The sequence below is a fragment of the Arthrobacter echini genome, assembly GCF_008107445.1.
In the GTDB taxonomy this organism is placed as follows: Bacteria; Actinomycetota; Actinomycetes; order Actinomycetales; family Micrococcaceae; genus Arthrobacter_D; species Arthrobacter_D echini_A.
In genome coordinates, this window is the sequence record NZ_VSLD01000007.1 from 60,476 (window position 1) to 83,789 (window position 23,314).

Below are 23,314 nucleotides of genomic sequence, written 5' to 3' on the forward strand. Positions count from 1 at the left end.
TCCCATGACCGCTCGCCATGCAGCAACCCTGCCCGACGACGGGGCCGAGGACTACGACCTCCTCGCTCCCGCGGTCTGGAACCCCGTGAGCAATGCCGTGGTGGCCGCCGCGGACATCCTGGTGGGTGAACGGATCCTCGACGTCCATGCGGGAACCGGCTCCGGGACCGTCCCTGCCGCGCAGCTGGCCGGCCCCGGCGGACACGTCGACGCCGTCGGGCGCTCGGCGGCCATGCTGGGCCTGGCGAAGGCGAAGACGGAGGCCCTGGGTCTCCGGAACGTCTCCTTCATCCACTCCGATCCGGCCGGCTGGAACCCGGCGGAGAAGTACGACGCCGTCATCAGCTCCTACGGGGTCTTCCTGCTCCACGACATGGATGCCGACATGGACCGCATCCTCACCCTGCTGCGCCCTGGCGGCCGGATCGCCCTGAGCGCCTGGGACCAGGGCGCCCTCACACCCTTCGGCGATCTGCTCCTGGAGGCGATCCGCTCCACCGGCGTGCACCCGTCCGCCGAGGCCGCCACCGTTCCCGTTTTCGTCGAGAACTGCCGGAGGCTCGCCCCGGAGGAACGGCTGCAGGAGTGGCTCCTCGCGCGTGGCCTGAGCGACGTGGGGGTGGAGAAGCTCGGACTGACCGTCCCGCTCGAGGCGGACCACGCGTGGTCACTCGCCCTCGCCAGCGGGTACCGCGGGCTCCTGCCCGAGGAACCGGAGGCCCTGCAGCGCGTCCGCGCCGCTCTTGTGGACAGCCTCGGTGACGATTTCGTCCTCTCGGCGGACTCCCTCATCGCCGTCGGCACCGTGGGTCCCGACGCCTGACTCCACCGCCCGCCCATCCGTCGGCCCACCAGATCCGAATTCCTCGTATCAGGGAAGCCGGTGCGGGAGAGGTAGGAAGACCAGGATGGTTCAGACACGGCAGGGCCTGCCGGGCAGCCTCCGCCGCAAGCCATCGTTCCATATTCAATTTCGGCGGACCGGCGCTTTATGCTGGAACCCTATGGATACGCCACGAGCACACCGGGTCAGCCCGATCGCCGCTGCACAGCAGGAGTCGGTGACCGGTGCAGGCGGCAATCCCACCCTGACCGACCTGCTGGTACGCGTGGCACGACAGGACCGGTCCGCGTTCGAGCTGTTCTACGAGCAGACGAGTCGACGGGTCTACGGTCTGGCACGCCGGGTACTCATCGATCCCGATCTGAGCGAGGACGCCACCCAGGAGGTCTACCTCCAGGTCTGGAACACCGCCGAACGCTTCAATCCGGCCCTCGGCAGTCCCATGGCCTGGCTGATGACACTGGCTCACCGACGCGCCGTGGACAAGGTGCGCTCCGAGCAGAGCGCCACGGATCGCGAGGCGCGCTACGGCGCCGCCACCCAGAGCATCGATCACGACGACGTGGTGGACACCGTGACGCAGCGCCTCGAGGCGCAAAGCGTGGTCGACTGCCTCGGCACCCTCACGGAGACGCAGCGGGAATCGGTACGCATGGCCTATTACGGCGGGTTCACCTATCGGGAGGTCGCCGAGAAGCTCGGGGTTGCCGTGCCCACCATCAAATCAAGGATCCGCGACGGCCTGATCCGACTCAAGACGTGCCTGGGGGTTTCCTGATATGACGGACAAGAACATGAGCAGGCAGTTCGCCGACGATCTTGAGACCGATCTGGCCCGTGGCCACGTCCTCGAGTGGGCAGAACTGTACGCCCTCGACGCCATCAGCGCCGATGAGCGCCGGTCGATCAAAGCGTTCCTCCAGGACGCCGACTCCTCTGTCGCGTCGGTCTTCTCCGACCGGGTCCGTACCTGCCGGGACACGATCACAGCCACCTACACGACGGCCCCGCTCGATCCACCGGCCGATCTCTTCGACCGGATCCTCGCTCAGCTTCCGGGTGTAGCGGCCGGATCGACCGCTCGCCCGGCATCCGGATCGATGCCCGCAGGGCCCGCGCCGGATTCCCCTGCCGACCTGGACCACGGCGTGGTTGCGGGAGACGCCCGGGACGAACTGTCCGAGCGCCGCGCGAAGCGGACATCGCTGTCTGCGCGGGCTGCACGATGGACCGTGGCCGCGGCCGCAGCCGCTGTTCTCGTCGTGGGTGGTGTGACCGTGGCGCAGAACCTGCAGGAGAGCACGCTCGAGGACCAGGTGCTCCAGGCCCAGGACGTCAGGACCGAACAGCTCTCCCTCGACGCCGGCGGCACGGCGGACCTCGCCGTCTCCGGTTCGGAGAACGCCGCGGTCGTCACGCTCACCGGGGTTCCGGCACCGGCCGAGGGATCGGTCTATCAGATGTGGCGCATCCCCGCTGACGGTTCGGCGCCCGTCTCGGTCGGCACCATGACGGAGGGCGATGTCGACGGTGGGAAGTCCACCGAGATCACGGACATCAGCGGCCTCAGCGCCCTCGCCATCACCGTGGAGCCCGAGGGCGGTTCGACGACACCGACGCTTCCGATCGTCGCCCAGATCCCGCTGGGAGCCTGAGCCTCGGTCCTACCCGCCCTCCGGCCCCTGCCGTGGGTCGACAGGGCGTCGCCGGATCAGAAGCCGGCGATGGTCTGGTCGGTGTTGATGCCGACCACATGGAAGGCTTCTGCGCTGCGACCCTCGCCGAGACCTCCGCGGCGTGCGTTGTCCTGGAGTATCGCCCGCACCCGTGACTGCATGCGATCCACATCGGGATGCTGGCTCTCATGGGCCATGATGGCTGCGATCTTGAGGTCCTCGGCACCGGTGACATCGATGAAGCGGTTCTCGAGGTGCGCGGGACCGGCGTAGAACCACAGCCACGGCACCTTGAAGCTGGTGATCCCCGCCGCTTCGAGTTCCGGGTATGCGTACGGGTTCTCAACGGCCGGATACACGGCCCTCGTGACCGCTTCACCACAGGCCAGGTGATCGGGGTGACTCTTCTGGATCATGTCCCAGCTGCGCTCGGGATGCATGGCGAGCACGATATCCGGCCGGACCTCCCTCATGCGTCGGACGATCCCGCGGATCACGGCGTCGGTCGGTTCCAGGTGCCCGTCCGTCTCACCCAGGAACGTGACATCCGTGACGCCGACGCGAGCCGCGGCCGCGCGTTGCTCTTCCCGACGCAGTGCTGCCAGACCCGGCCTGTCCTCGTCGGAGAACCCGCCGGCGTCGCCATCGGTGAGGATGCAGTAACTCACCGACGCTCCGGCCGCGGTCCAGCCCGCGATCGTTGCCGACGCCCCGAAGTCGATGTCGTCAGGATGTGCGGCGACGGCGAGAACGCGTGCGGGAGCCAGGGCCTCCCCGAGATCCGCCATGGGCTAGAGCCCGCGCTTCCGGATCTCCTCGGTGGCCTGTGGCAACACCGAGAACAGATCACCGACGATCCCGAAATCGGCGATCTCGAAAATAGGCGAATCGGAGTCCTTGTTGATGGCGACGATCACCTTGGAGGTCTGCATCCCGGCCCGTTGCTGCACGGCCCCTGAGATGCCCACGGAGACGTACAGCTGGGGAGCGACCGTCTTGCCGGTCTGCCCCACCTGTGCGGAGTGTTCGATCCAGCCTGCGTCCGTCGCGGCCCGGGAGGCGCCTACCGCTCCGCCGAGGGCGTCCGCTAGGTCCTCCAGCGGGCCGAAGTCACCGTCGACACCGCGCCCACCCGCCACGATGACCCGCGCCTCCGTGAGATCGGGACGGCCGCTGACCGGCTTGTCGACCCGACCGGTGATGCGGGCTGCCGGGGTCACTGCGCCCACCGGGACCCGGATCTCCCGTGGTGCCTGCGGCGTCCCGGCTTGCACGGCGTCGAAGCTGTTCGGCTTGACGGTCAGGATGGCGCGCGCGGTGGTCACGCGGCACCCGACCGTGTAGGACCCGGCGAAATCGGCCTTCGTCGCAACGAGATCGCTGTCCAACGAGACGACATCGGTCACGACCCCTGCCTCGAGGCGGATGCCCGCCCGCGCGGCGATCTCCTTGGCCTCGTAGGAGTTTCCCAGCAGGACGACATCGGCCGCGGCGGACCGGGCGGCTTCCGCCAGGAACGCTGCCTTGCCCGCGACCAGCACCTCGGACACATCCGTGTCCGGCCGGTAGCACTCCTGGACTCCGTAGGACCCGACACCGTCCAGATAGGTCTGCTCGGCGTCGTCCGCGAGCGCTACGGCGACGTCGCCGAGGGATCCCGCCAGGGAAAGGAGTTCGCGTTCACCCTTGGCGAGGCTGGCTCCGGGGTGGTCGAGGAAGACGAGGACAGTGGTCATGGCTGGGATCTCCTGGAGAAAGAAGGGGCGGCGGGTCAGAGAAGTTTCTGGCCGGCGAGGAAGTCGACCAGCCGGATGCCGGCATCGCCCTCGTCGGTGATGATCACGCCCTGGCTGCGCGGCGGCCTCGGTTCGGCCGCCTCCACCCTGGTCCACGAGCCCGGAAGACCCACCTCGTCCGCCTGTATTCCGCAGTCGGCGAGGGACAACACCTGGATCTGCTTCTTCTTCGCCGCCATGATGCCCTTGAAATTTGGGTACCGGGGGTCATTGATCTGATCCGTCACGGACACCAGCGCGGGCAGGGGCGCCTCGATGGTCTCGGCGAACGTGTCGTTGTCGCGGCGGGCGGTCAGGGCCCAGCCGTCGTCCGTCGCCGCCAGCTCCAGCGACGCCGCGAAGGTCACCTGGGGAAGGCCGAGTCGCTCAGCCAGCTGTGCCGGTACGAGCGAGGTCTCCCCGTCGGTCGAGGCCATCCCGGTCAGGATCAGGTCGAAGGGTCCCACCTGCTCCAGGAGGGCGGCGAGCGCCCGGGAGGTCGCCGAGGCGTCGGAGCCGAACAGAGCCTCGTCCGTCAGGTGCACGCCGTCGTCGACCCCGATCTGGAGGGACTTCTTCACCGCGTTGACGGCTGCCGCCGGACCCATGGTGAGCGCGGTGATCCGGTGGCCGGCCCCCGCTCCCCCGTGCGCCTCGACGAGCTGGAGCGCCGCTTCCAGCGCGTACTCGTCGAGCTCGGAGAGAATGCTCTCGGACCGGACGGTCGTCAGCTGGTCACCGCCGATATGGCGGTCGAACTGTGCGTCGGGTACGTGCTTCACCAGGACCGCGATGTGCAGCCCGCCTGCCGTGGCCTCGTCCATTGCTGACCTTCCTCGATCGGGGATCTTCCCGCGTCCTAGCTAACCACAGTGGTATGACGCTTTCCGATGACCGGAACCGATGCAGAAGGCGGCCCCCGGTCGGGAGCCGCCTCGTCCAGCCTGGCTGCCGGAAGGATGCTAGTTGGCCGGCACCTCACCCAGAGTGACGTCCATGGTCATGGTCTGCCCGTTCCGGAGGATCTCCACCGGCACCTGCTCCCCCACCCGCTGCATGCGGACGGCGGCCGTCAGGGACTCCGGGTCGGTGATGGTGAAGCCTGCCACCTCGGTGATCACGTCACCGGCCTCGAGGGACGCGTCCTCGGCGGGCGAGCCTGGCTCCACGTTCTCCACGAGTGCCCCGGAGGAGAACGGGGACGTGGTCGGCGAGCCATCCGCCGAGGCGGGGGAGATGCTCACGCCGAGGAAGCCGTGGGTGGCTTCGCCGTCGGCGATGATCTCCTTCGCGATGCGCTCCGCGTAGCTGATGGGGATGGAGAAGCCGACGCCGATGTTGCCCGTGGTCTCACTCGATCCCCCCGAGGCGATCGCCACGTTCACTCCGATGATCTTCCCGTCCGTGTCCACGAGCGCACCACCGGAATTCCCCTGGTTGATCGCGGCGTCGGTCTGGATCACGTTGAGATAGATGGAACCCTGTGACTGCGGCTGAGGTGCCGACGAGTCCCCGGGTGGGAGGAAGTTGAAGCCGTCCTTGTTCTCCGACGCCGAGCTGTCGGGCTGCTGCTCCGGCACGGCGGAGGAGGCGACACTGATGGTTCGATTCAGCGTGGAGACGATCCCGTCGGTGACCGTTCCGCTCAGGCCCAGGGGCGAGCCGATCGCGATGGCCGTGTCTCCCACGTTCAGCATGTCGGAGTCGCCGAGTGTGGCAGCGGTGAGCTGCGGTGCATCGATCTTGACGACCGCCAGGTCGCTGAGGGGATCCGTCCCGACCACGGTCGCCGGGAAGAGTCGTCCGTCATTGAGCCGGACCTCGATGGTGGGGTCGGACACCTGGCCGCCGAGAGTCACCACGTGGGTGTTGGTGAGGATGTGTCCGTCGGTGTCGAGGATGATGCCCGACCCGGTGCCGCTGGAGTCCCCACCACTCACGGCGATGGTGACTACGCTCGGCGATGCGGTCACCGCTGCGCCGGTGATGCTGTTGACGTCGTCGGAGTTGTTGACCACGACCGACTGCGGCTCGGACCGGACGGTACCCGCCGAGGAATCGGGCTCCAGGGCGTTGTACCCGGCAGTCGCCACTCCACCGCCGATCAGCCCGGCCACGAGGGCTCCGGCAGCGAAGGTCGCCACACTCACCCGGCGGCGGTCACGGGGTGCCTTGCTCCCACTGGCCGTGGACGGGCCGGAGCTGCCCCTGGGATCACCGTAGAAGGGCTGATGGCCCGCGTAGGCGGGGTGCGGCGTCGCGGGCTGCTGGCCCGTTCCTCCGGCGGTGCGGGACGGGGGTGTCAGCGGCTGGGGCGGCAGTGGTCGATCGGAGGTGCCCGGCTGCTCGTTCATGGAAAGTCCTCTCGTTGCTGTTGACCACATCATCGCAAGAGTCGCTGAGCATCAGGCGTGCACTTGCTGAATGCTTGCTGGACGTCCGCTGGCGTCGATCGGGTGGCGGCGGTCGAACGACTGCGCCTCCGGCTCACCCCAGTATCCTCCGTCCGAGCACCGTCGACACGACGTGTCCGCGCCCGTTGCAGGCACCGGAGGTATTTCGTCGGCCACCGACCAGGCTGCGTCCATGCGGCCGACGACCACTGTTCGCTTCGGGCACGACCGCCCTGGTGGACGCTCCGGGGACCCGACCATAGAATCGGACGACAACAGGGAGCCTCCGGCGTCCGCCAGCCCCAGTCGCGGGATCGGTAAGGTCCGGGGGACGTGCTGAAGGGTCGGACATGCGATTGACGAGCAGGCGCGTACGCGTCTCTGCTGTTCTGGGAGCCCTCGTGGCGATCCCGCTGATAGCGGGTTCAGCGGCATTCGCCGACGAGCCGGTCACGTTCGACACCGGGAACTACGTGATCGACGACGCCGGCGTCCTCGGCCCCGACGAGGAGGACCAGCTCCAGGCCGCCATCGAGGAGCTGCGGTCGTCCGAGGGCTTCACGGTCCGCGTCGCCTATGTCGACACGTTCGAGAATCCAGCTGCTGCTGGAGACTGGGCCAGTCAGGTGGCGGCGGCGAACGCCCAGTCCGACGATGAAGCTGTGCTCGCTGTCGCAGTCGAGCAACGACAGGTGGGTTTCAGCGCGGGCCAACGCTCGGCGATCTACTCATCGGTCGAGGACATCAGGACGAATGACGTGGCGCCGGAACTCGGGCAAGGAGACTGGCTCGGCGGCGGCCTCGCCGCTGTGGCGGGGACCGAGGCAGTTCTCTCCGGCACCTCGGGCGGAACCTCCAACGGCTCCGGTGGCACCTCAGGCAGCACGGGTACCTCGTCGGACGGCGGAGGACTCGGCGGTCTGGTACTCGTGGGCGGGATCGTCGCCGTCGCCGGCGCCGGCGGCTACCTGCTGCTGAAGAAGCGCGGGGGCACCAGCGCCCAGCGCAAGCGCGAGCAGTACGGATACGGACCGTCGCCGTCGTCGGACGGCGAGGTGATCGACCCGCTCGCCTCGGTCAGCGTGGAGGACCTGCGCAAGCGCGCCGGCAGCCTCCTGATCGCCGCGGACGACGCCATCAAATCCAGCGAGCAGGAGCTCGGCTTCGCCGAGGCGCAGTACGGCGCACCGGCGATCGCCACCTTCGCGGAGGACATCGCCGCCGCGAAGCGTCACATGGGAGCGTCCTTCAAACTGCAGCAGCAGCTCGACGACCACATCCCCGACACCGAGGAGCAGCAGCGTCAGTGGCTCGGCGAGATCATCCGCCGCTGCGAGGACGTGAATGCGTCCCTCGAGGAACACAAGGCCGACTTCGACGGCCTGCGCGAACTGGAACGGAATGCGCCCGAGGCACTCGCCCACGCCCGGTCCGCGGCGGCCGACGCCGGTCAGCGCCTCGCCGCGGCCGAGCAGGCACTGGGCCGCCTGCAGGCCCGCTACAGCGACACCGCGACGACCCAGGTGGCGGACAACATCGACCAGGCCAGGGACCGGCTCGCCTTCGTGGACAGTGCCGCACAGGAAGCCGGTGAACGTATGGACGCCGGGGACACCGGCCGCGCCGTCGTCGCCGTCCGGGCGGCGGAGGAAGCCGTCCATCAGAGCACTGTCCTCCTCGACGCGATCGACCGGAGATCGGACGAGCTCGCAGCGGCCGAAACAGAGCTGGAGCGAGCGCTGCCCGACACCGAGCAGGACCTGGCGCAGGCCCGAGCCATGGACCGCGCCGGTCAGTACCGTGATCTCGCCGGCCCGATCGCTGCTGTAGAGGCTGCGGTGGCCACCGTGCGGGAAGAGCGACGACAGAGCCGCAGCAATCCCCTGGCGCTGCTGGAACGACTCGAATCGGCGCATGCCCAGCTCGACGCCGCTCTGGGGGGTGTGCGGGACCAGGCGGAGAATGCGCGCCGTGCACAGGATTCGCTGCAGCACGCGCTCATCGCCGCGCAGTCCGGTATCTCCGGTACTGCCGACTACATCCGGGCGCGGCGGGGCGGGGTGGGCCGCGAGGCTCGCACCCGCCTGGCCGAGGCCGAGCGGAACCTCGACCACGCCGTGGACCTCCAGCGCTCGGATCCCGTGACGGCGCTCTCCCACGCCCAGCAGGCGGCGATGCTCGCTGACCAGGCCGCGCAGCTCGCCGAACAGGACGTGAGCGGCTTCGGCCGCGGAGGCGGAGGCTACGGCCGACGCGGGAACGACGGCATGGGCGGCGCGCTGCTCGGCGGAATCCTGCTCGGTTCCATCCTCAACGGGGGCGGCGGATTCGGAGGAGGATTCGGTGGAGGCGGCGGGCAGAGCGGTGGGGGCTTCGACGGAGGCGGCGGCAGTTTCGGCGGCGGCGGCTTCGGCGGCTTCGGTGGCGGCGGTGGCGGTTTCGGCGGCTTCGGCGGCGGTGGCGGCGACTTCTAGACCGTGGGCGGCGGCGTCCAGCAGGACACAGAGACCAGCAGGAAGAATCGAAAGGCAAATCAATGATGAAACAGTCAATCTTCGGACGGATCACCCAGCTCACACGGGCGAATATCAACTCCCTGCTCGACCAGGCAGAGGACCCGCAGAAGATGCTCGACCAGATGGTCCGCGACTACACGAACAGCATCGCCGAGGCGGAGAGCGCGGTCGCCCAGACCATCGGGAACCTGCGCATGATGCAGGAGGACTACAACGAGGACCTGGAGAACTCCCGCAGCTGGGGCAACAAGGCGCTCGCGGCGTCCCGCAAGGCCGACGAGTACCGGACCTCCGGCAACACTGCGGATGCACAGAAGTTCGACAATCTGGCGAAGGTCGCCATCCAGCGCCAGATGTCTGCCGAGAACGAGGCCAAGGGCGCAGAACCCACCATCGCGTCGCAGACGGAGATCGTGGACAAGCTCAAGGACGGTCTCAACCAGATGAAGGGCAAGCTCGGCGAGCTGACCGTCAAGCGTGATCAGCTGATTGCCCGTTCCCGCACGGCCCAGGCCCAGCAGCAGGTTCACGACGCCGTGAAGAGCATCGACTTCATGGATCCGACGAGCGAGGTGGGCCGCTTCGAGGAGAAGATACGGCGCGAGGAGGCCAAGGTCCGCGGGCAGCAGGAACTGGCGTCGTCGAGCCTCGACTCGCAGTTCGAGAGCCTCGAGGACCTCGGTGAGCAGACCGAGATCGAGGCGCGGCTGGCCGCCCTGAAGTCCGGCGCCGGCAGCCAGTCCGCGCTCGGACAGGGAAACGGGACCGATGGTTCGAACGGTGCTCCCTCGGGGACGGGTGGAAGCACCTTCTGATCCCGACGCCAGGCGGCAGCCCGACGCCATCCGGCGGAGGGTGACAGGGGAACCACGGCCATCAGGCTGCGGTTCCCCTGTCCTTTCGTGCACCATGACATCGTCTATTCGTGCACGATGCCGTGTCAGTGGCCGCCGGTAGGTTGATGGTATGGCTGTCACTCTCGTCTGGTTCCGCGACGATCTGCGTATCTCCGACAATCCCGCGCTCATGGCGGCTGCACAGAGCGGGGACGACGTCGTCGCCTGCTATGTGCTGGATGAGGAGACCGAGGGCATCCGTCCGCTCGGGGGCGCCTCGAAATGGTGGCTGCATCATTCCCTCAGCGCCCTCGCGGCGTCGCTCGGCGAGCTCGGGATAGCCCTCACCCTGCGACGCGGCGCCGCCGGGGAGGTGCTCCCCCGGCTCGTCGACGAGTCCTCGGCCCGCGCCGTCGTGTGGAACCGCCGCTACGGCCTGGCCGAGCGAACGGTCGACGCCTCCCTCAAGGCAGGCTTTTCCGAGGACGGCGTCGAGGCGACGAGCTACCAGGCCAATCTGCTGTACGAGCCGTGGGAAGTCGCCACCGGATCGAAGGAACCGTACAAGGTCTTCACACCGTTCTGGCGGGCCTGTCTCGCGTTCCGTACGCCCCGGACCCCGCTCCCCGCTCCCGAGTCCCTGCAGGGGCCACAGCTGAAGTCCGAGAATCTCGACTCCTGGAAGCTGCTCCCGACCACACCGGACTGGGCGCAGGGGCTGCGTGAGGCCTGGACACCGGGCGAGGGCGGCGCCCACGAACGCCTCGACGACTTCCTCGACAGCGCCGCCGGGTACAAAGCGGCCCGGGAGCGGCCCGGGACCGAGGGCACCAGCAGGCTGTCCCCGCACCTGCGCTTCGGCGAGATCAGCCCGTTCGAGGTCTGGCACGCAGTCCAGGACAACAAGGACACCTCGACGGCGGAGGACATGCGGGTCTTCGGCGCAGAGCTCGGCTGGCGGGAGTTCAGCTGGCAGCTGCTCTACTTCAACCCGGATCTCGCCACCGTGAACTACCGCAGGGAATTCGATGGCTTCGCGTCGGAGGACCCGACGCCGGCCGATCTTGCGGCGTGGCAGCAGGGGCGCACCGGCTATCCCCTCGTGGACGCCGGGATGCGCCAGCTCTACGGGACGGGGTGGATGCACAATCGTGTCCGCATGGTCACGGCCTCCTTCCTGATCAAGAACCTCATGGTCGATTGGCGCGTGGGCGAGAGATGGTTCTGGGACTGCCTCGTCGACGCCGACGCGGCGTCCAACGCGTCGAACTGGCAGTGGGTAGCGGGATCGGGCGCCGACGCGAGCCCCTACTTCCGCATCTTCAATCCGGTGCTGCAGAGCAGGAAGTTCGACGCCGAGGGGAAATACCTCTTGCGCCACGTACCGGAACTCGCTGATGCGGACAATCTGCACGAACCATGGAAGGGATCGGCCCCCGGCTATCCGGATCCGATCGTGGACCTCAAGGAGAGCCGGGAACGGGCACTGAGCGCCTACAAGGAGCTTCCGAAGGGCTGACGCGTACCCGGTGGTACTGTCCAACCCCGTAGAGCGGCTCGGGCAGCATCGGGGCTCTCTCAGCAGACGCTTAAACAGTGAAGTCCGGCCCACCAGGTGGACCGGACTTCACTGTTGTTGCCTCTTCGTCGTTGCGGGGACAGGATTTGAACCTGTGACCTCTGGGTTATGAGCCCAGCGAGCTACCGAACTGCTCCACCCCGCGGCGTGTAACTAACGTTACCGGCCGCGGGGTCGGGAGGCAAATCGACCGGCCTCCCGACCCCGCGTGATCAGCTTCGAGCTATCCGCCGGCACCTCCCGAGACGCGCTCCTCCGCGTCCAGGGCCCGCTGGAGGGCGCTCTGCAGCCGGTCCTGCGCGTCACCGTAGGCGGCGAAGTCGTTGGCTGCCAGGGCCGCATTACCGTCCTGGATCGCCGTGTTCGCATCATCGAGTGCGCTACGCAGGTCCGCGGCCGGATCGTCCGTGGTACCACCCGGTGTGCCGCCCTCGGAAGGAGTAGGCGTCGGCGTGGCGGACGGGGTGGGTGCGGGTGTCTCGCCGTCACCCTCCGCGGGCGGCGCTGCGGGATCATCCGGGGTTGCCCCGACGTTCTCCTCGTCGCCCGCCGTTGCTCCGGAGTCCCCACCGAACACCTGGTCCAGCGCCTCGGCGAGCGTGGGCGCGAAGCCGACGTTCTCACCGAAGCTCACGAGGACCCGTCGGAGGACGGGGAAGGACGAACTGCCGGAGGACTGCACGTACACCGGCTGCACGTAGGCGATGCCGCCGCCGATCGGCAGCGTCAGCAGGTTGCCGTTGATGACCTCGGAGGCCCCCTGGCGCAGCAGGTTCAGTTCCTGCGACACCGTGGTGTCCGAGTTGAACAGGTTCTGCGCCTGCCCGGGGCCGACGACCGAATCCTGTCCGGAGCTGTCGAGCAGGGTCAGGCGGCCGTAGTTCTCGCTCTTGACGCCGTCCTCCCCCGTGCTCGCGTCACCGTTGGCGGCGAGGAACCCGTACAGCACGTTCCGCGGGGTCTGGCCCGGCGGTACGTAGGGGATGTACGGCGTGGTCAGCGAGAACGCCGCCTCGTCGTACTGGGGCATCTGCAGCGTCAAATAGAACGGCGGCTGCCGGGGCGTGGAGGCCGTCGTCGCGCCGTCCGAGGAGGCGCCCGGATCAGCCGGCACACTCCATGCCTCGCTGTTGTTGAAGAACTCGTCCGTCGCGGTGACGTGGTAGCGCGCGAGCAGTTCACGCTGCACCTTGAAGAGGTCCTCCGGATACCGCACGTGGGCGAGCAGATCCGAGGACATCTCGCTGTACGGCTTGAGCGAGGACGGGTACACGTTCTGCCAGGACATCAGGACCGGATCCTGGTCGTCCCACGCGTAGAGATTGATGGAGCCGTCGTAGGCGTCCACCGTGGCCTTCACCGCATTCCGGATGTAGTTGACCCGATCCGCCGGAAGTGCTGTCGCGAGACCCTCCGCCGTCTGCGAGTCCTGGGTGGCCGACTGCAGCTCCTGCTCCGTGGAGTAGGGGAAGTTGGCGCTCGTCGTGTAGCCGTCGATGATCCACTTCACCCGGCCGTCGACGATGGCGGGGTAGCTGTTGCCGTCGAGGGTCAGGTAGGGCGCCACCTTGCGCACCCGTTCCACCGGGTCCCGGTCGTAGAGGATCTGCGAGTCGCTGTTGACCTGATCGGACAGGAGCAGATCCGTGGACTGGAACTTCAGCGCGTAGACCAGCCGGTTGAAGGCGTTGCCGACGTCCGGGCCGCCGTCCCCGCTGAAGGTGGTCCGCGAGTCGGTGTCCGAGTTCTCGTCCTGCGGCCGGTCGATCTCGGCCGGGTCCTGGTTCTCCGGCGCACCGACCACGGAGTAGTCGGGCGACTCCTCACCGAAGTAGATCCTCGGTTCGTAGGTCGACTCGTCACCGAGCACTCCGGTGGAGGGGATGCCGGACTGCAGGAACTCGGGGCGGCCGTCGGGCTGGACGGTGGAGCCGGCAGCGGCGACCACGCCGTAGCCGTGCGTGTAGAACACGTGCTCGTTGACCCAACCGTCCGGGACGCCGCTCGTATCGAGCTCGCGCACGGCGATCACGGTGTCCTGGATCTCGCCGTCGATCTCGTAGCGGTCCACATTCAGCGTGTCCGGGAACTGGTAGTACTGGCGGAACTGCTGGAGCTGGCTGAAGGCGTCGGAGACGAGATTCGGGTCGAGCAGGCGGATGTTCGCCGTGGTCTCGCCGTCGTCACCCAGTGCTCCCGAGGTCGGGACGCTCTCGGGCGTGTAGGCCGAGACCTCGACGTCGTCGAGTCCGTAGGCCTCCCGCGTCAGCTCTATGTTGCGGTCGATGAACTCGCCCTCACGGGAGAGCAGCGACGGGTCCACCTGGAAGCGCTGCACGATGGCCGGGTAGATGCCTCCGGCGAGCAACGCTGTGACGATCAGCATGGCCGTTCCGATCAGGGGCAGCCTCCAGCGTCCGATGATGGCGGAGACGATGAACAGCACGGCGACGATGATCGCGGCGACGGCGAGGATGGCCTTCGTCGGGATGACCGCGTTCACGTCGGTGTACAGCGCGCCTGCCCAGTCGTCCTGGTTCAGCAGCGTCCCGTAGCGGTCCAGCCAGTAGTTGATGCCCTGCAGGATGAGGAACAGCGCCACGACGACAGCGATCTGGATCCGCGCAGCCTTCGTGGTGAACAGACCCTTCTCCTCGAGCCGGATACCGCCGTAGAGGTAGTGGGTCAGGATCGTGGCGATGGCACTGATGATGACGACGCTGATCAGGAAGCCGGTCACGAACCCCAGGAAGGGCAGCGTGAACATGTAGAAGGAGTAGTCGAGTCCGAACTCGGGGTCCTGCCGGTTGAACGGCTCCTGCCGCAGGAAGAGGAGCACCTGCTGCCACTGCGACGACGCCGCGGTGCCGGCGAATGCGCCGAGCACCACCGGGATGCCGAGCATGAGCAGGCGGCGGATGGGTTCGAGCTGCGCCTGATAGCGGTTGAGGTTGTCCTGGATGGCGCTGTCGGGCGCGTAGATGGGTCTGCTGCGGAAGGCGATGCGAAGACTGAGGTACACCGCCCCGGCCATGATCAGGAACGCCGCGAGGAACAGGGCGATCCTGGTGAGATTCTCGGTCACGAACACCTCGAGGAAGCCGAGCTGGTCGTACCACAGCACATCGGCGTACACCTGGGACAGATACACGAAGGCGACGACTATGACCGCCACGACGATGATTGTCGGTATGAGCGGGTTGCGGCGCCTGGTGGCTGATCCTCGTGGTTTGCTCGGGCTACTGCCGAACGATGGTTCTGGTCCGGATGTCACATATACCTCATCATTAGGTGCTGCGGGTCACGATGGCCGTTCTCTGGCCCCGCTACCTGCCTCGTGAAGCAGAAGGTAGCGTGCACGGACGTCATTCCTGCTCTCATTCTGCCCTCTCCACGTCCGGGCCGACCAATTCGGTTCCGCGCGGGAGCAGGACAGACTCGATCGTCACCCAACCGTGTCCTTCCGGGACCGGACCCCCACGCGCCCCCGGACGAGGCCGGTCGCGTACCCGTCCGGTCCCTCAGCAGGAGGCGAGTCCGGCGGCGTCGCCTCCCTCGCCGAGGGTCCCGACGGCCTCGACGGCGTCGTCGAGCGTGTCCACCCGGACCACCGTCAGCCCGTCCGGGATGTTCCCCGTGACCTCGTCGCAGTTCTCGCCCGGAGCGAGGAAGAACTCGGCGCCGCCCGAGCGTGCGCCGACGAGCTTCTGTGCGATCCCTCCGATGGGGCCCACCACGCCGGCCGAGTCGATCGTGCCCGTCCCCGCGAAGTGGCGTCCGCCGGTCAGATTGCCCTCCGTGAGGGTGTCGACGATCCCGAGGGCGAACATCATCCCGGCTGATGGGCCGCCGACGTCGTCCAGCTGGATGGTGATGTCGAAGGGGAAGTCGAACCTCGAGGTGAGCAGGACCCCGAGCTGGTAGTCGCCCTCGCCGGACTCCCTGGGTGTGACGGACACGTCGGTCGACGCTCCGTCGCGGGTCACGGCGAGGTCCACCGCTGATCCGTCGCCGTCGTTGAGTGCCTCGCGCAGCGCGGCGATGGTGCGGATCTCCTGCCCGTCGATAGAACGCAGCACATCACCCTCCTCGAGGAGCCCCTCCGCGGCGGAGTCCTGCCCGAGACCGACGACGGACAGCTCCTCCGTGTACTCGATGTCCTCGTGGGACAGGGCCGCAGCGATGGCGGACTCCTGGGAGGAGGTCATGGCGACGGCGTTCTGCTCCTGCACGTCGGAGGAGGTGGTGCCCTCGGGGTAGACGAGCTGTTCGGGGATGACGTCGTCGTCGGAGGTGGCCCAGGCCCGGATCGTGTCGAGGACGTTGACCTGCCCGTTCGGGCCTCCCCGGACGAAGACCGTCGTGAGGTCCAGTTGGCCCTCCGGCGGGAAACTCTCCGCGCCGTCGATCTCGATCAGCGGTTGCCCGTCCACCTGGCCGATGGTGTTGAAGGTCGGTCCCGGGGACTCGAGCACATAGGGAGAGGGCAGGAGGACCGCCGTCGCGCTCAGCACGACGGCGAGACCACCGGAGACGGCCATGGCGCGGAAGCGTGGATCGCGGGGACGCTCCGGTCCCTCGTGGCCGAAGGTCTCGGCGTGGGCACGCTGCGTCACGGATCTTCTCTCTGTAGCGGTAGCGGGGTGGTGGTGGCGGGCCGGCCTGCGAGCACCGTTCCTGCCAACCCAGCCTAGACGCTCCATCCTGGACGATCGCCGGGCGTTCCCCGGATCTTCAGCGGGAGCCGTCCCCGGCGCAGCTCGCGCGGGCGACGCCGATCCACGGATCGTTCGCTGCTTTGCCCTCAGCGAACGATCCGAGGCATGAGGGACGCCGGGAGGCCCGGGCCGGTAGCGTGGAGCGTACAGCCGGCAGGGATGGCGCAATCCCGCCCGACCGGACCCGCCAAGCTACTCCCAGGACCGGTGGTATCAGTGACCAACCCATCCAACCCCTCGAACGGCGACGACGACACGCCTCAGGACCCGCTGTCGGAGATGCTCTCGAAGATGTTCGGCGGAGGGGCCGGAGGCTTCGACGCGCAGGAGCTCGCAAAAGCGGCGGGCCTGCCCTCCGATCCATCCGCGATGGCCATGATGATGCAGCAGGTCCAGGCGATGTTCTCCACGGCCAGCGACGGCCCCGTCAACTGGCAGCTGGCCCACGAGCACGCCCGGCGGATCGCCGCAGCGGACAACGACCCGTCCGTCTCCTCCCTGCAGCGCAGGAGCGTCGACGAGGCCCTGAAGCTCGCCGAGATGTGGCTCGACCCGGTCACCGACTTCCCCAGCACCGGCCAGCTGGGCCGCGCGTGGTCCCGGGCCGAGTGGGTGGAGGCGACCATGGCTACCTGGCGCCGCCTCACGGAACCCGTGGCCACGAGCATCGCCCGCGCGCTCTCCGATGTGATCTCCGAGCAGCTCCCGGAGGAGATGAAGTCCATGCTCGGCTCCATGGGCGGACCCGCGTCGATGCTGCAGAATGTCGGTGGCGCGATGTTCGGCATGCAGCTGGGGCAGGCCGTCGGCGCCCTCTCGAAGGACGTTGTGGGCTCCACGGACATCGGTGTTCCCCTCGCGGACGGCCGCATGGCGTTGCTCCCCGCGAATGTTGCGGCCTTCGGCGAGGGGCTCGACATCCCCGAGCAGGAGGTACAGCTCTTCCTGGCGGTCCGGGAGGCCGCCCATGTCAGGCTCTTCACCCAGGTGCCGTGGCTGACCGGTCACCTCCTCGGCAGCATCGAGCGCTATGCGCGCGGCATCCACATCGACATCAGCAAGATCGAGGAAGCTGCCCGGGACATCGATCCCACCAACCCGGAGAGCATGCAGGGTGCCCTGTCACAGGGTGTCTTCATGCCCGAGCGCACTCCGGAGCAGGAAGCAGCACTCGTGCGCCTGGAGACCACGCTGGCTCTCGTGGAGGGCTGGGTCGACGAGCTCGCGGCAGCCGCCGCGGCGAACCTTCCCTCCGCCGGCGCCCTGCGGGAAATGGTCCGACGGCGACGGGCGACGGGCGGACCGGCCGAGCATGCCTTCGCATCGCTCGTGGGCCTCGAGCTCAGGCCGCGCAGGCTCCGGGATGCCGCCGCCCTCTGGTCGCGGCTCACCGAGGAACGCGGCGTTCAGGGCCGGGACGCTCTCTGGCAGCATCCGGACCTGCTGCCCACAGCGGAGGACCTCGATGATCCCGAGGGCTTCTCCGAGCGCCGGCGGCTGATCGAATCCTCCGACGCCGATGTGGATGCGGCCCTCGAGCGCCTGCTGGCGGGCGACTTCGACGATCAGGAGCCACAGCACCCGGACGCAGCGGAGGACACGGCGACGGATGGGCCGACGCCATCCGGAGTCGATGACGCGGGATCCGACTCCGGAGCGGACTCCGCTGCGGACGACGATCCGGATGCACCGGGGACCGACGAGGGAGTGGACCCGAACCGATAGAGCCCGCCCGGTTCCCGCGTCCTGACTCCGGGGTCTACGGAGCGGGCGCGGGGTCGTCAGAATCCGGCCGGCTCGGCTGTCCGCCCCGAGACCACCGCTGGGACCCGAACGAGGCACCGTCGAGGAAGGCCTTCGCCAGGTCCGTCCTGGGGTATTCCGAGAGCAGGCGCCAGAAGGCGGCGCTGTGGGAAGGCTCGATCAGGTGGGCCATCTCGTGCAGGATCACGTAGTCCACCACCCAGTCCGGCATGCCCTGCAGTCTGTGCGACAGACGAATGGTGCGACGCGCCGGAGTAGCCGATGCCCAGCGTGTGTTCTGGTTCGTGACCCACACGATCGCCGACGGCACTCCCCTGCCGTCGAGGAAACGTCGCGCGAGGCCCTCGGCCCGCTCCCGCAATGCAGGGAGCGGGAGGTTCTCGGGACACGGCGCTGGAGGGTATTTCGCCGCCATCTTCTCCACCATCTTCTTCACCCAGAGGCGTTCCTCCCCCGGGGAGAAGTGACCGGGGATCAGGACACGGAGGACGCCGTCGCGCAGGTCCGCGCTGACGGTACGTTTGCGCCGCGCCGAGCGCCGGACCTCGACCCGTGGACGGCCCGGCCCCGCCCCAGGGTCAGGCGTTGTCACCGATGATCCCGAGCACGGCTTCACCGTACCGCTCCAGCTTCGCGGAGCCGATACCCGCCAGCTCGCCGAGCTGATCGAGGGACTCCGGCCGCGCCTCCGCGATGGACACGAGCGTCGCGTCGGTGAAGATCACGAACGCCGGGACATCCTTCTCACGGGCTTCGCCCAGCCGCCACGCGCGCAGCGCCTCGAACGTCTCCTCCTCGTAACTCACCGGGCAGTCGTTGCATCGGCCGATCTTCCGCTCCGATCCAGTCAGCAGGGGCCGCTTGCAGACCCGGCAGGTCACCGGGCCGGCGCTCTTCCGCGCTGCCTTCGCGCGGGGTTGGCGAAAGGCTGCCTGCCCGGTCCCTGCGGGCCTGAGCGCGTCGAGGAAGCGGGAGGGCTTCCGGCTGGCACGTCCGCCCGGCGAGCGCGAGGTGGACCAGGACATGGCGAGATGCCGGCGTGCCCGGGTGATCCCGACGTACAGCAGGCGCCGTTCCTCGTCGACCGCCTCCTGGGTATCGGCGAACGAGATGGGCATCAGACCCTCACTGAGTCCCACGAGGAACACGGCATCCCACTCGAGGCCCTTGGCAGAGTGCAGGGAGGCCAAGGTGACGCCCTGGACCGTCGGTGCGTGCTGGGCTGCGGCGCGTTCCTCGAGCTCGGCCACGAAGAGCTGCAGAGTGAGGGCCTCGGCTCCGCGCACGCGTGCGAGCTCGTCCGCGAGTCCCACCAGGGCCGCGAGCGATTCCCACTTCTCCCGGACGGCGCCGGAGTTCTGCGGCGCCACGGAGGTGTAGCCGAGCGAGGCGAGGACGTCGCGCACCTGCTGGGGAACATCCTCATCGCCCTGGGTGCGTGCGGCAGCCCGCAGCTGCAGCAGCGCGTCACGGACCTCGCGGCGCTGGAAGAAGCGTTCGCCACCGCGGAGCTGGTAGCCGATGCCGGCACTCGCGAGGGCCTGCTCGTAGGCCTCCGACTGCCCGTTCGTCCGGTACAGGATGGCGATCTCGCTCGCCTTGACCCCCTGGTCGAGCAGGGCACCGATGCGCCGGACGCACTCCGTGGCTTCGGCCTCGTCATCGCTGCACTCCGTGAAGGCGGGTTCTGGGCCCGCCTGCTGCTGCGCGACGAGTTCGAGCGGCGCGGACCAGGTGGTGCCGGCCGTCGATCTGTCGGCCTCCTTGCTCCGGGCCGCCAAAAGGGTGTTCGCCGCCTTGACCACCTGCGGCGTTGACCGGTAGTCGCGCACCAGCCTCACCACCTGGGCACCCTCGTAGCGCTTGGTGAAGTCGAGCAGATGGCGTGAGGACGCTCCCGTGAAGGAATAGATGGTCTGGCTCGCGTCGCCGACCACGCACAGCTCCCGCCGCTCACCCAGCCAGAGATCGAGCAGGCGCTGCTGCAGTGGAGAGACGTCCTGGTACTCGTCCACCACGAAGTGCCGGTACTGGGCACGGACCGTGGCGGCGATCCGCTCGTCGTCCTCGAGGATCCCGACGGTACTGAGGAGGACGTCCTCGAAATCGATCAGATTGCGGTCGAGCTTGAGGTCCTCGTAGGCCGAGAAGATGCGGGACACCGTGGTCAGGTCCATACCGGCGGGCTCCGATCTCCCGACCGCCGCACCCATGTACGCGTCGGGGGTGAGCATGGACACCTTCGCCCACTCGATCTCCGCCGCGACATCGCGGATGGCGGCCCGATCGGTGGTGACGCGCAGCCGCCGCGCCGATTCGGCGATGAGCTGTGCCTTGTGGTCCACGAGCGCCGGCAGTGTCCCACCCACGGCCTGCGGCCAGAAGTACTGCAGCTGACGCAGTGCGGCCGCGTGGAAGGTCCGCGCCTGGACGCCGGCGGCCCCGAGGTCCCGGAGTCTCGTGCGCATCTCGGCGGCGGCCCGCGCGGTGAAGGTCACGGCCAGGACCTGCTGCGGCTTGTACACGCCGGTGCGGACGCCGTAGGCGATGCGGTGGGTGATGGCGCGCGTCTTGCCCGTTCCCGCCCCGGCCAGGACGCAGAGCGGACCGCTGAGCGTGGTCGCGACCGCCCGCTGTTCGTCGTCGAGCCCCTCGAGGATGCTGTCCTCGAGCAGGACGCCGGTCACCGCTCACCGGTCCGGGACGGCTCCTCGTCCAACGATCCGCCGTACCAGCGCTCGATCAGCGCACGGGCGATGGATACTCCACCGGCGACGGCGATCGAGCCCTCCCGGAGTTCCGCGAACAGCTCCGCCCGGGTGAACCAGCGCAGGGAGCGGATCTCAGAAAGATCGGGGCGGACATCGGTGGTCGCGGCGTGCGCGGTGAAACCGAGCATGAGGGAGGCGGGGAAGGGCCACGGCTGCGACCCGAGGTACTGGGGCGAGTCGACCGCGATGCCGGCCTCCTCTCCGACCTCCCGGATGACGGCAGCCTCGAGTGACTCCCCGGGCTCCACGAAACCGGCGAGCGTCGAGTAGCGGTTCTCGGGCCAGGCCACGGCCGATCCGAGGAGCAGCCGGTCCTCGTCGTCGACGATGGAGACGATGATGGCGGCGTCGGTGCGGGGATAGTGCTGCGACCCGTCGTTGGGGCACTGGCGCACCCACCCGGCATCGCGCACCACGGTGGGTGTTCCGCATCGAGGGCAGTGTGTGGTGGTCTCGTGCCAGTTGGCGACGGCTGCGGCCTCGACGAACAGTCCGGCGTCCCGGGCGTCGAGCGACGTGGCGATGTCGCGCAGTCCCAGCCACTGGTCGAGGGGAGCCAGCTCGGGGTCGGCCTCCTCGAGCATGGCGAGGATCACGTGGTTCCCGGCGTCGACAGCTCCCTCGTTGACACGGCCCAGATAGACCAGGATGCCGTGCCCGCCGATATCGGAGGGCGTGACCAGCGTCAGCGCCCCAGCGGTGACGGGCGCCTTCCCGTGGGCGATCGGCAGCACCTTGGTGCCGGCCGTCTCCCAGAGCGTCTCGAGGAACTGCTCGGTGATCCTCGACTCGCCGTTCCGGTCCGAGTCGGCACGTGAGAGCTGCAATTCTCCGAGCGGAGGCTGAGCGAGGGTCCGGAGGGTCTCTTCCATGCTTCTACGGTACGTTCTCGCAACCCCAAAAAGGCATTCTGTGCCGAGAGGTGGAGGAGCAGTGCAGGACCGAAGACGAGTAGTGCATCTGGCGACTCACCGCACCCCGGGTCGAAAAGCGCTGCCTGGACGCCCTACCGTTGAGGGTGTGAAACGCACACCCATGGAACTTGCCGCCGTTGCCAGCGCCGCCGTGCCCGGCCTGGCTCCGACGGGCGTGGCCGGCACCCCCGATGATGCCGTGGATTTCGATTCCGCGCAGTTGGTGGACGCGTCCGGGAAACAGTGGCGGGTCCGTGCACCGAGGCATGTCGAGGCAAGTATGCGTCTCGAGACCGAGGTGCAGGCACTCCGGGCCTTCACACCGGCGGTGAAGGCCGAACTCCCGTTCCTGATCCCCCACCTCGCGGGCAGCGTCCGCCAGGGCGAACTCAGCACCTTCGTCTACTCGCACCTCGCCGGCAGTACCGCGTCGCTGTCCGCCCTGGCCGGCGGCGACCGCGCCGTCGCGACGGAGATCGGACGCGTCATCGCCGCCATCCACGATCTCCCGAAGGAGCTGGTCCAGCAAGCCGACCTGCCCAGCTACGAGGCCGACGAGTACCGGCAGCGCAAACTGAACGAACTCGATCAGGCGGCGACCACGGGGCGGATCCCTTCTGTGCTGCTGCGCCGCTGGGAGCACGCGCTCGAGGACGTGAGTCTGTGGAGATTCGCCCCCACCGTGGTCCATGGTGACCTGCACGAGGACCATCTGCTCCTCTCGGGGCCACGGGTGTCCGCCGTGATCGGTTGGACAGAGCTCTGCGTCGCCGACCCAGCACAGGATTTCGCCTGGCTCGCAGCAGCCGAGAACACGGACTTCGTCCACGCGGTCCATGAGGCCTATGCCACAGCCCGGGCCGGAGCGGTTGATCCGCATCTCCCCCGACGCGCCGCGCTCGCGGCCGAATTCGCGCTCGCGCAGTGGCTGGTCCGCGGTGTCACCCTCGGGGACGGCTCGATGATCCGCGAGGCCGAGGAGATGCTCGCTGCGCTCGAGGCCGACGTCGAGTCCCTCGAGCGGGAGCAGCACGAGGCCGCCGAGCGTGCCCTGCGCGCCGAGGAGGAGCGGATCGAGTGGGGCGATGCGGAGGGATCCGACGAGCACACGGCCTCACCGCGTCCGGGCACTGAAGCCCAGCACGGCGCCGCGGCCGTGGGGGCGACGTCGTCGCCGCGGTGGTCGGAGGATGCCGCGGCGTCCGACGGGGACGGCCACGCCGACGAGGCACGCGGGCTGCCAGCGTCCGACGAGGACGATGCCGAGGCGTCCGACGGGGACGGCGATGCGGACGACCACGGTCACGACCGGAGGCGCCCGGGACCGGACGACGGAACTCGGCCGGGCACGGGAACGGCCTCCGGCTCGTCCCTGGCCCACGCGCGACTGACAGCCGGACGGGAGGGCGCCGTGGGGCAGGACGACACGGCGCCGGAGGACAGCGGGGCGGGCCCGGAGTCTCCCGACGAGCTGGAGACGACAGCACTTCCCATCGTGTCCTTCGGCCGCTGAGCGCAGGCGGCCATA

17 protein-coding genes and 1 tRNA gene are annotated in these 23,314 nt (G+C 68.6%); 8 read left to right on the plus strand and 10 right to left on the minus strand.

Annotation, left to right across the window (positions count from 1 at the left end; genetic code table 11):
• Positions 1–4 precede the first annotated feature (4 nt).
• The 3 genes from FQ377_RS12540 to FQ377_RS12550 all read left to right on the plus strand — a co-directional run bounded on the left by FQ377_RS12540 (position 5) and on the right by FQ377_RS12550 (position 2,499).
• Positions 5–823, plus strand: a complete 819-nt coding sequence (locus FQ377_RS12540) for a class I SAM-dependent methyltransferase (RefSeq protein WP_148601610.1) — start codon at positions 5–7, stop codon at positions 821–823.
• A gap of 181 nt (positions 824–1,004) precedes the next feature.
• Positions 1,005–1,622, plus strand: a complete 618-nt coding sequence (gene sigK, locus FQ377_RS12545) for an ECF RNA polymerase sigma factor SigK (protein ID WP_148601611.1) — start codon at positions 1,005–1,007, stop codon at positions 1,620–1,622.
• Positions 1,623–1,638: 16 nt separating this feature from the next.
• Positions 1,639–2,499, plus strand: a complete 861-nt coding sequence (locus tag FQ377_RS12550; protein ID WP_187393359.1) for an anti-sigma factor — start codon at positions 1,639–1,641, stop codon at positions 2,497–2,499.
• Positions 2,500–2,555: 56 nt separating this feature from the next.
• Here the strand turns inward: FQ377_RS12550 and FQ377_RS12555 are convergent, their stop codons facing one another.
• The 4 genes from FQ377_RS12555 to FQ377_RS12570 form a co-directional block, all read right to left on the minus strand.
• On the minus strand, positions 2,556–3,308 hold the full coding sequence (locus tag FQ377_RS12555) for a PIG-L deacetylase family protein (RefSeq protein ID WP_148601613.1): 753 nt from the start codon (positions 3,306–3,308) through the stop codon (positions 2,556–2,558).
• A 3-nt stretch (positions 3,309–3,311) separates the two neighbouring features.
• Positions 3,312–4,256, minus strand: coding sequence for an electron transfer flavoprotein subunit alpha/FixB family protein (locus tag FQ377_RS12560; protein WP_148601614.1), 945 nt, complete (start codon positions 4,254–4,256; stop codon positions 3,312–3,314).
• A gap of 35 nt (positions 4,257–4,291) precedes the next feature.
• Positions 4,292–5,119: an electron transfer flavoprotein subunit beta/FixA family protein gene (locus FQ377_RS12565; protein WP_187393360.1), complete on the minus strand. Its 828-nt coding sequence runs from the start codon at positions 5,117–5,119 to the stop codon at positions 4,292–4,294.
• Positions 5,120–5,257: 138 nt separating this feature from the next.
• On the minus strand, positions 5,258–6,649 hold the full coding sequence (locus FQ377_RS12570) for a S1C family serine protease (protein WP_262364448.1): 1,392 nt from the start codon (positions 6,647–6,649) through the stop codon (positions 5,258–5,260).
• 389 nt (positions 6,650–7,038) lie between these two features.
• Here FQ377_RS12570 and FQ377_RS12575 point away from each other — a divergent pair, with 389 nt between their 5' ends.
• From FQ377_RS12575 to FQ377_RS12585, 3 genes are all read left to right on the plus strand, one after another.
• Positions 7,039–9,162 (plus strand): TPM domain-containing protein, encoded by a 2,124-nt coding sequence (locus tag FQ377_RS12575; protein WP_148601616.1) that lies wholly within the window; start codon positions 7,039–7,041, stop codon positions 9,160–9,162.
• A 62-nt stretch (positions 9,163–9,224) separates the two neighbouring features.
• Positions 9,225–10,019 carry a PspA/IM30 family protein gene (locus FQ377_RS12580; protein WP_148601617.1) on the plus strand — a complete coding sequence of 265 codons (795 nt, stop codon included), beginning with the start codon at positions 9,225–9,227 and terminating at the stop codon, positions 10,017–10,019.
• Positions 10,020–10,170: 151 nt separating this feature from the next.
• Entirely contained in the window at positions 10,171–11,559 is a 1,389-nt protein-coding gene (locus FQ377_RS12585; RefSeq protein WP_148601618.1) for a cryptochrome/photolyase family protein, read from the plus strand.
• A gap of 131 nt (positions 11,560–11,690) precedes the next feature.
• Here FQ377_RS12585 and FQ377_RS12590 read toward each other — a convergent pair.
• From FQ377_RS12590 to FQ377_RS12600, 3 genes are all read right to left on the minus strand, one after another.
• Positions 11,691–11,764, minus strand: a tRNA-Met gene (locus FQ377_RS12590).
• 78 nt (positions 11,765–11,842) lie between these two features.
• Positions 11,843–14,893 (minus strand): UPF0182 family membrane protein, encoded by a 3,051-nt coding sequence (locus tag FQ377_RS12595; RefSeq protein ID WP_395858490.1) that lies wholly within the window; start codon positions 14,891–14,893, stop codon positions 11,843–11,845.
• Between the two features lie 247 nt (positions 14,894–15,140).
• Entirely contained in the window at positions 15,141–16,235 is a 1,095-nt protein-coding gene (locus tag FQ377_RS12600; protein WP_262364449.1) for a YlbL family protein, read from the minus strand.
• A gap of 261 nt (positions 16,236–16,496) precedes the next feature.
• Here FQ377_RS12600 and FQ377_RS12605 point away from each other — a divergent pair, with 261 nt between their 5' ends.
• Positions 16,497–18,062, plus strand: coding sequence for a zinc-dependent metalloprotease (locus FQ377_RS12605; protein ID WP_148601619.1), 1,566 nt, complete (start codon positions 16,497–16,499; stop codon positions 18,060–18,062).
• A gap of 34 nt (positions 18,063–18,096) precedes the next feature.
• Here the strand turns inward: FQ377_RS12605 and FQ377_RS12610 are convergent, their stop codons facing one another.
• Genes FQ377_RS12610 through nudC form a run of 3 tightly spaced genes read right to left on the minus strand, consistent with a single transcriptional unit; the run spans position 18,097 to position 21,744 of the window.
• A complete protein-coding gene (locus FQ377_RS12610) occupies positions 18,097–18,693 on the minus strand; it encodes a M48 metallopeptidase family protein (protein ID WP_148601620.1) in 597 nt (198 codons plus the stop codon).
• A complete protein-coding gene (locus tag FQ377_RS12615; protein WP_148601621.1) occupies positions 18,680–20,788 on the minus strand; it encodes an ATP-dependent DNA helicase UvrD2 in 2,109 nt (702 codons plus the stop codon). The genes FQ377_RS12610 and FQ377_RS12615 overlap by 14 nt, the downstream gene beginning before the upstream one ends.
• Positions 20,785–21,744: an NAD(+) diphosphatase gene (nudC, locus tag FQ377_RS12620; RefSeq protein WP_148601622.1), complete on the minus strand. Its 960-nt coding sequence runs from the start codon at positions 21,742–21,744 to the stop codon at positions 20,785–20,787. The genes FQ377_RS12615 and nudC overlap by 4 nt, the downstream gene beginning before the upstream one ends.
• A gap of 148 nt (positions 21,745–21,892) precedes the next feature.
• On the opposite strand from nudC, the gene FQ377_RS12625 reads away from it, so the two are divergent.
• Positions 21,893–23,299, plus strand: a complete 1,407-nt coding sequence (locus FQ377_RS12625; protein WP_148601623.1) for a phosphotransferase — start codon at positions 21,893–21,895, stop codon at positions 23,297–23,299.
• Positions 23,300–23,314: the final 15 nt, after the last annotated feature.